Genomic DNA, 7,505 nt, shown 5'->3' on the forward strand with positions numbered 1-7,505 from the left:
CGGTCGAACGGCGAGAGCAGGGCGGCGCGGCCGGCGAACGGCGCCGCGTCGAGGTACGCCGGGTCGACCCGCCACTCCCCCTTGACGCCCTCGACCACGGCGGGTTCCCCGGCGTCGCCGACGTCGTAGGGCTCACCGGGCACCTCCGCCACCCGGGGCCGGGCGATCCCCAGCGCCCGCAGCCGACGCCGGCGGATCTCGGCGTCGGCCTCGTCGGCCGGCGGCACGGGGTCGTCGGGATAGACGCGCTCGGCGAGGTCCCAGAGCCGGTCGCGCCCCCAGCCGCCGGCGGTGGCGACCTCGCCGCGCTGCACCATGAAGCCCAGCAGGCGCTGGACGTTCTTGTTGTTCGTCCAGCCGGTGCTGCCCCAGGGGACCTCGCAGGTGTCGGGCAGCTCGCGGACCGGGAGCGGCCCGTCGGCGCGCAGCCGCTCGAGGATGTCGAGCCGGCAGGCCTCGTTGGCCTCGACCCAGGCGACGCGCTGCTCCTGCCAGTCGCGGAGCTCGCCGGTCCCCGGCCAGTGGGCCATCTCGTCGCGGAACAGCGCGACGTCCTCGGCCGGGCGGAGCAGTCCGTGCAGGTCGATCACCCGCTGCTCGTCGACGGCGTCGCGCAGCTCGGCGGGGTCGTACACCGACCCGAGCCGGCTCCACAGCACCAGGTCGGCGCTCGGCGCGACCGCGCTGATCGGGTCGTGCTGGAGGACAGTGAGGTGCCGCAGCACCGCGTCCAGATCGGCGGGCCGGTCCGCGTCGAGCAGCTGCGCGCGCACCGAGATCCGCCGGGCGTCGGCGCGCGAGAGCCGGTGCGGTGTCGTCACCCGTGCCAGCGTAATGAAACCGGTTGTCGCCGCGAGGGGCCGGACGGTTGGGTGGGGGCATGAGCCAGATCCACGTCGACCGCGCCGCCGACGCCGACCGCTACCTCGCGACCGACCAGCTCGTCTGGTCCGCCGAGGTGTCGAGCGCACCGACCGAGGTGCAGCTGACGGGGCTGTCGCCCGACCAGCGCTTCGCCGCCGAGGTCGACGGGGCCGACCAGGCGACGTACCCCGGCATCTACGGCGTGTTCCCGCTGACGCTCTCCGTCCCGGGGCCGGACGCCGGCGTCCGGCAGGTCCCGTGCGCGGGCCTGACGTGGGTGGGCGTGCACCCCGACCACCGGCGCCGCGGCGTCCTCACCGCGATGCTGCGCCACCACTTCGAGCAGGTCCGAGCGGAGGGCGGTCACGTCTCGGCACTGCACGCGAGCGAGCCGGCGATCTACGGGCGGCACGGCTACGGCCTCGCGTCGCTCGAGCTCGACGTGCACCTCGGCCGCGGCGCCACGCTCACCGCGCCGCACCTGGCGGAGGCCGTCAGCGGGCTGACCACCCGGATGGCGACGGTCACCGACCCGGGCGTGCCCGCGCGGCTGCGGGCCTGCCACCTCGCCCACGCCGACCTGGGCACGGTCGTCGGCGCGCCCGGCTACTACGACCGGATCTGCACCCAGCTGCCCGAGCACCTGCGCGGCAAGGAGCCGTGGCGGGTGCTGTTCGCGCAGCGCGACGGCGTGGACGTCGGGTTCACGGCGTTCCGCCGCACCGAGAAGTGGGAGAAGTCGCGGCCCGCGGGCGAGGTGGAGGTGTGGACGGTCGTCGGTGAGCCGGCCGCCCGCCTGGCGCTGGTGCGCCGGCTCGTGGACCTCGACCTGATGACGAGCGTCAAGGTGGGCTCGGTCAGTGTCGACGACCCGCTGCTCACCTGGGTCGGCGGGCCCCGGTCGGCTTCCGACGTGGGGACGTACGACGCCTTGTGGGTGCGGCTCGTCGACCTGCCGGGCGCGCTGCAGGACCGGTCCTGGAGCGCTCCGTGCGACGTGGTGGTCGAGGTCGCCGACCAGGCCGCGCCCTGGAACGCCGGGCGGTGGCGGATCCGCGCGGACGCGTCGGGAGCGGCCGCCGTCGAGCGCGCCACGGGGGATCCCGACGTGCACCTGGACGTCGCGGCCCTGGGCTCGGCGTACCTCGGTGGCGGGAGCCTGCTCGCGCTGCACCGTGCGGGCCTGGTGCGGGAGGTCCGGCCGGGCGCCGTCCGCGAGCTCTCCCGGGCGATGCGCACCGACCTCGCGCCGACCGCGGCCGTCGGGTTCTGAGCCGGCGACGGCCGTGGCGGACCCGGGTCCTACCGGTCGCCGGCGTCGACCGCTCTCGGCCTGCCGATCAGCTGCACTTCCTCCTGGTTGACCCACGCCACGATCGTGACCGCCACGCTCGCGATCGCCAGGATCGGCAGCAGCACCGGCACGGTGAGCGAGTCCTTCACACCCACCACCGCCCAGCCGCCCACGAGGATCAGCGCCGTGGCGGTGGCGGCGTAGGTGATCGTCGAGTGCAGCCGCACCAGGAGCTGGCGCAGCTCCTCGTTGGTCGCCTGCACCGTCGTCTGGTCGTTCGTCATCCGGTCTCCTCCTGCGCGGTCCCTGCGCGGTCCCCCGTCGGACCGTCGTGACGCCTGTTGCCTTGCACCGTTCCAGGCGTCGCGTCGAGACGCAAGGGCGCGATCCGGATCCCGACGACCGCCGATGAGTCGGGCGGGGCGCACCGGTCCAACTCCGCAGGAGGTGTGTGCGGCATGAGCTCAGTGGCTCGTCGGATGTTCGAGCTGGTCGAGCCCATCGGGGTGATCCCGTACTCGACCGACGACCCCAACGAGGCGATGTTCGCCCTCGGGTTCACCGACTACTGGGACACCTACTTCGCCGGGCGTGCGGCGCCCCTCGGGATCGTCCCTGCCGAGGTGGTGGACGCGCTCTTCTACAACTTCGCCCCCGGCGAGGTCGCGCGCCACATCCCGAAGGTGTGGCGCACCACCACTCCCGAAGCGGCGATCGCCGCTCGCCGGTCGGGCTGCGCGGCCGCCCTGCGCCGGATCCTCGGCGACCACGTCGACTCCCCCGGCTTCGCCCGCACCACCGACCTGCTGACCCGGGCCGCCACCAGCGCACCGGTCGAGGGTCGGCCGATGTACGCCGCGCTGCTCGCCCTGCCGCTCCCCGACGACGTGGTCACCCGCTTCTTCCATGCCGCGTCCCTGCTGCGCGAGCATCGCGGCGACGGGCACATCGCGGCGCTGATGGTCGAGGGCATCGGTGGGCTCGAGGCGCACGTCCTCCTCGCTCTCGACCTGGGCCTGCCCGCGGAGCGGTTCGGACGCATCCACCACCTCCCCGCAACCCAGATCGCCGCCGTCGTCGACGGGATGCGCGAGCGCGGCCTGATCGCGGACGACCGCACGCTCGGCGACCTGGGTCGCGCCGTCAAGCGGCGCGTCGAGGCCCACACCGACGAGCTCGCGGCGAAACCGTACGAGTGCCTCACGCCGGATGAGCTCGACGAGCTCATGGCCGCTCTCGAGCCGATCGCCGCGCGGCTGGTCGCCGCACAGGACTGAGCGGGCGGCACCGGCCGGTCGGCGCGTGACGCCTACCGGCGGGCCCCGCCGGCGTACGCGCCGTACGCCGTCACGAACGGCCGGTCGCTCGGGACGATCTCCTTGCCCAGGGGCGCCAGGGTCACCGGGATGACCTTGAGGTTCGCGATCGCCAGGGGGATCCCGATGATCGTCACGGCCTGTGCGACCGCGGTGAGGACGTGACCGATCACCAGCCAGATCCCGGCGACGAGGATCCAGACGACGTTGCCCAGCAGCGATCCCACGCCGGCCGTCGGCCTGCTCACGGCCGTGCGGCCGAACGGCCACAACACGTAGTTGGCGATCCGGAACGACGCGATCCCCCACGGGATCGTGACGACGAGGATGCAGCAGATGACGCCGGCGAGCACGTAGGCCAGGGCGAGCCAGATGCCGCCGAACACCAGCCAGATGACGTTGAGCACCACGCGCAGCAGCCCCATGCCTCCATGATGCCGGGATCATCGGCCCGCGCCGCGTGACTCGCGCCACGGCGGAGCGGTTGGCCGGTGGCTCGACCACCCCGTATCGACCCGTCCTTCAGCGGACCGCGAGGCGTGGCGCTACGCTCGGCCGGCACCGGTATCAGCCCGGAACGGCACCTCGGTGTCGGGGCCGATACCTCCGGCTACCTGTTCGAAGGGGCGTCATGGCAACTCCCAGTCCTGGCTACTCGATCACGGTCCGGATGGAGGTGCCCCCGTCCGCACGGGCCACCGGAGACGTGGTCGCCGCGGTGACCGGGGCGGGTGGATCGGTCACCGCCCTCGACGTGGCCGAGTCCCTCGCGGACCGGCTCGTCGTCGACGTCAGCTGCGACGCCTCGGACCTGGACCACGCCGACGTGATCACCGAGGCGCTCAACCGCGTCGAGGGCGCGACGGTCCGCAAGGTCAGCGACCGCACGTTCCTGCTGCACCTCGGGGGCAAGCTGGAGGTCGTGCCGAAGGTGCCGCTCAAGCACCGTGACGACCTCTCGCGTGCCTACACCCCGGGAGTGGCGCGGGTGTGCCTGGCCATCGCCAAGAACCCGGAGGACGCCCGGCGGCTCACCATCAAGCGCAACACGGTCGCGGTGGTGACCGATGGCTCGGCGGTCCTGGGCCTCGGCAACCTGGGCCCGGCGGCGGCGCTGCCGGTGATGGAGGGCAAGGCGGCCCTCTTCAAGCAGTTCGCCGACGTCGACGCGTGGCCGGTCTGCCTCGACACCCAGGACACCGAGAAGATCATCGAGATCGTCAAGGCGATCGCGCCGGTGTACGGCGGCATCAACCTCGAGGACATCGCCGCACCGCGGTGCTTCGAGATCGAGGCGCGGCTGCGCGCTGAGCTCGACATCCCCGTCTTCCACGACGACCAGCACGGCACGGCGATCGTGGTGCTCGCCGCTCTCACCAACGCCCTGCGGGTCGTGGGGAAGAAGCTGAGCGAGGTACGCATCGTCGTCAGCGGCGTCGGGGCGGCCGGTCACGCGATCATCGAGCTGCTCCACGCCCAGGGGGCGACCGACATCGTGGCCTGCGGCCGGAACGGCTCGGTGCACCGCGGCCAGGAGAACCTCGACCCGGCGCGCCAGTGGATCGCCGACCACACCAACCAGGACGGCTTCGCCGGCCCCCTGACCGACGCCCTGGCGGGAGCGGACGTCTTCATCGGCGTCTCGGCGCCGAACCTGCTCAGCGAGGACGACGTCGCGACGATGGCCCCGGACGCGATCGTCTTCGCGCTCGCCAACCCCGACCCGGAGGTCGACCCGGTCGCCGCAGCCAAGCACGCGGCCGTGGTCGCGACCGGTCGCTCGGACTACCCCAACCAGATCAACAACGTGCTGGCGTTCCCGGGCTTCTTCCGCGGGATGCTCGACGCCGGCAGCCACGACATCACCCAGGAGGTGATGCTCGCGGCCGCCTCCGCGATCGCGGACGCCGTCTCGCCGTCGGAGCTCAACGCCAGCTACATCGTGCCGTCGGTGTTCGACCCGCGCGTCGCGACCGCGGTGGCCGACGCCGTGCGCGAGGCCGCAACGCCCTGAGGTGACCCGTACGGCGCGAGGCCGGTCCGCCTACCCGAGCCGCCGTGCGGCGGCGCCGGCCGCCTCCCGCAGCTGCTCGACCACCGCGCCGACCGTCGGGGTCCGGGCCTGCCGGGTGAGCAGGAAGACCTCGCGCCCCACTCCCCCGGCCGCGAAGGGCCGGGCGACGACGCCGGGCGCCTCGTAGCCGACGACGAGGTCGGGCAGCAGCGCGCCGGCACCCGTCGTACGCACCATCTCCAGCAGGATCAAGAAGTCGTCGGAGGTGTAGCGGACGTCCGGCTCGAAGCCGCCGATCTGGCGGCAGGCGCGCAGGTGCATCTCGTGGTGGCCGGTGCCCGGCTGGCACACGGCCCAGGGCAGGTCGGCCAGGTCGGCGAGCCGGATCCGCTCGGCCGACGCCAGCGGGTGGTCGGCGGGGAGCACGATCCTGATCCGCTCGCGCAGCGCGACCTCGCGCTGGAGCCCGGGATGCAGGGCCCGGGGCTGCGCCTCGTACTCGTCCCCGACCAGGACGTCGAGCTGGTGCAGCCGCAGCTCCGGCACGGCCTGCTCGACCTCGGCCTCGGTCGCCTCGACGCGGATCGCCGGCTGCCGTTCGGCCAGCCGGCGTACGGCGGGGGCGACGATCCGCAGGAACGCGGACTGGAACGCCGCGACCCGGACCGGCCCCGCCAGCCGGCCGGCCGCGACGGCGGCGACCTCGGAGGCGGCGGCGTCGGCGCCCTCGAGGAGTGCGTCGGCGTGCCGGACGAGCACGCGCCCCGCCTCGGTGAGGCGGACGTTGCGGCCCACCCGCTCGAGCAGGGGCGCGCCCACCTCGCGTTCGAGGGTGGCGAGCTGCTGGGAGACCGCGCTCGGCGTGTAGCCGAGTGCCTGCGCGGCGGCGTGGAGGGTGCCGCGCACGTGCACCTCGCGCAGCACGCGCAGCCGCCGCAGCTCGATCATCTGTTCAGAATATCTGAACGATGAGCGCCACGGATCCGCGATGGACCTGAACGATCGCCGGTCCCAGACTGGACCGCATGGGATCGGTCGCCGTCGTCCTCAGCGCCGTCGCGTTCGGCGTGATGGCGCTGTTCGCGAAGCTCGCGTACGACGCCGGCGTCGGCCTCGACGCCCTGCTGCTGGTGCGGTTCGGCCTCGCCGGCCTCCTGCTGCTCGTGATCGCCCATGCCCGCGGCCGGCTGCGCGGGCTGAGCCGGCGCGCGGTCGTCATCGGCCTGCTGATGGGCGCCCTGGGGTACGCCGCGCAGGCCGGCCTCTACTTCGCCGCGCTCACCCGCGTGGACGCCTCGCAGGTCGCGCTGGTCTTCAGCGTCTACCCGCTGCTCGTGATGGCGATGGCCGTGCTCACCCGGCGCGAGCGCGCGACGCGCCGGCGTGCGCTCGGCCTGCTGGTGGCGCTCGGCGGGGTGGCGCTCGTGCTCGGCGGCGCCTCCACGGGCGCCTTCGACCTCGGCGGATCGGCGTTCGCGCTCGGCTCGGCGATCGTCTACACCGGCTACATCCTCCTCGGCGACCGGGTCGCGGCCGCCGACCCGCTCGCCTTCGCGACGCTCGTCTGCCTGGGGGCGTTCGGCACGTTCGTGATCTGGTCGGGCCTGCACGGCGTACCGGACCTCGGGTTCGCACCCGTCGGCTGGCTCTGGCTGGCGCTGATCGCGTCGGTGAGCACGGTCGCGGCCATCTTGCTGTTCTTCGCCGGCCTGGCCCGGGTCGGCCCGTCGGTCACCGCCCTCCTCTCGATCATCGAGCCCGTGGTGACGGTGGGCGGTGCGGCCCTGGTGTTCGGCGAATCGCTGACGGTGCAGCAGGTGCTCGGCGGCGCGCTGGTCCTCGGGACGGTCCTCGTCGTCCAGTGGCCCGCCGGCACCGGTCGCACGCGATCGCCCTCATCACCGGTCGCGCCGGAGCTACGATCGGTCGCATGAGGACGCTGCCCGCGCTCGGTGCCGTGGTGCTCGCCGCGGGCGTGCTGGCCCCCGGCGTCGCCGCCGACGCCCAGCCCACCCCG

The 7,505-nt window shown here is 73.8% G+C and carries 8 protein-coding genes; 4 read left to right on the top strand and 4 right to left on the bottom strand.

Annotated elements, in window-relative coordinates; genetic code table 11:
* Positions 1 to 821, bottom strand: an 821-nt coding sequence (locus VGD85_RS18685; RefSeq protein WP_331064934.1) for a DNA glycosylase AlkZ-like family protein, incomplete at its 3' end; no start/stop codon positions are given.
* A 59-nt stretch (positions 822 to 880) separates the two neighbouring features.
* Here VGD85_RS18685 and VGD85_RS18690 point away from each other — a divergent pair.
* Positions 881 to 2,137 (top strand): GNAT family N-acetyltransferase, encoded by a 1,257-nt coding sequence (locus VGD85_RS18690; protein WP_331064935.1) that lies wholly within the window; start codon positions 881 to 883, stop codon positions 2,135 to 2,137.
* A 29-nt stretch (positions 2,138 to 2,166) separates the two neighbouring features.
* Here VGD85_RS18690 and VGD85_RS18695 read toward each other — a convergent pair whose 3' ends face one another.
* Positions 2,167 to 2,442: a hypothetical protein gene (locus VGD85_RS18695; protein WP_331064936.1), complete on the bottom strand. Its 276-nt coding sequence runs from the start codon at positions 2,440 to 2,442 to the stop codon at positions 2,167 to 2,169.
* 174 nt (positions 2,443 to 2,616) lie between these two features.
* Between VGD85_RS18695 and VGD85_RS18700 the strand changes: the two genes are divergently transcribed.
* Positions 2,617 to 3,435 (top strand): SCO6745 family protein, encoded by an 819-nt coding sequence (locus VGD85_RS18700; protein WP_331064937.1) that lies wholly within the window; start codon positions 2,617 to 2,619, stop codon positions 3,433 to 3,435.
* Between the two features lie 32 nt (positions 3,436 to 3,467).
* Here the strand turns inward: VGD85_RS18700 and VGD85_RS18705 are convergent, their stop codons facing one another.
* Positions 3,468 to 3,890 carry a YccF domain-containing protein gene (locus VGD85_RS18705; RefSeq protein WP_331064941.1) on the bottom strand — a complete coding sequence of 141 codons (423 nt, stop codon included), beginning with the start codon at positions 3,888 to 3,890 and terminating at the stop codon, positions 3,468 to 3,470.
* Between the two features lie 215 nt (positions 3,891 to 4,105).
* Between VGD85_RS18705 and VGD85_RS18710 the strand changes: the two genes are divergently transcribed.
* A complete protein-coding gene (locus tag VGD85_RS18710; protein WP_331064938.1) occupies positions 4,106 to 5,488 on the top strand; it encodes an NAD-dependent malic enzyme in 1,383 nt (460 codons plus the stop codon).
* 30 nt (positions 5,489 to 5,518) lie between these two features.
* Here the strand turns inward: VGD85_RS18710 and VGD85_RS18715 are convergent, their stop codons facing one another.
* Complete coding sequence (locus VGD85_RS18715; protein WP_331064939.1) at positions 5,519 to 6,436, bottom strand: LysR family transcriptional regulator; 918 nt, start codon at positions 6,434 to 6,436, stop codon at positions 5,519 to 5,521.
* A gap of 77 nt (positions 6,437 to 6,513) precedes the next feature.
* Here VGD85_RS18715 and VGD85_RS18720 point away from each other — a divergent pair, with 77 nt between their 5' ends.
* Complete coding sequence (locus VGD85_RS18720; protein ID WP_331064940.1) at positions 6,514 to 7,422, top strand: DMT family transporter; 909 nt, start codon at positions 6,514 to 6,516, stop codon at positions 7,420 to 7,422.
* The last annotated feature ends 83 nt before the right edge of the window (positions 7,423 to 7,505 follow it).

Source organism: Nocardioides sp., from assembly GCF_036401255.1.
Taxonomy (GTDB): Bacteria; Actinomycetota; Actinomycetes; order Propionibacteriales; family Nocardioidaceae; genus Nocardioides.

Bases quoted from the DNA above. Each gene is read 5' to 3' on its own strand.
- VGD85_RS18710 (WP_331064938.1), top strand. From the start codon at position 4,106: ATGGCAACTCCCAGTCCTGGCTACTCGATCACGGTCCGGATGGAGGTG.
- VGD85_RS18690 (WP_331064935.1), top strand. From the start codon at position 881: ATGAGCCAGATCCACGTCGACCGCGCCGCCGACGCCGACCGCTACCTC.
- VGD85_RS18700 (WP_331064937.1), top strand. From the start codon at position 2,617: ATGAGCTCAGTGGCTCGTCGGATGTTCGAGCTGGTCGAGCCCATCGGG.
- VGD85_RS18715 (WP_331064939.1), bottom strand. From the start codon at position 6,436: ATGATCGAGCTGCGGCGGCTGCGCGTGCTGCGCGAGGTGCACGTGCGC.
- VGD85_RS18695 (WP_331064936.1), bottom strand. From the start codon at position 2,442: ATGACGAACGACCAGACGACGGTGCAGGCGACCAACGAGGAGCTGCGC.
- VGD85_RS18720 (WP_331064940.1), top strand. From the start codon at position 6,514: ATGGGATCGGTCGCCGTCGTCCTCAGCGCCGTCGCGTTCGGCGTGATG.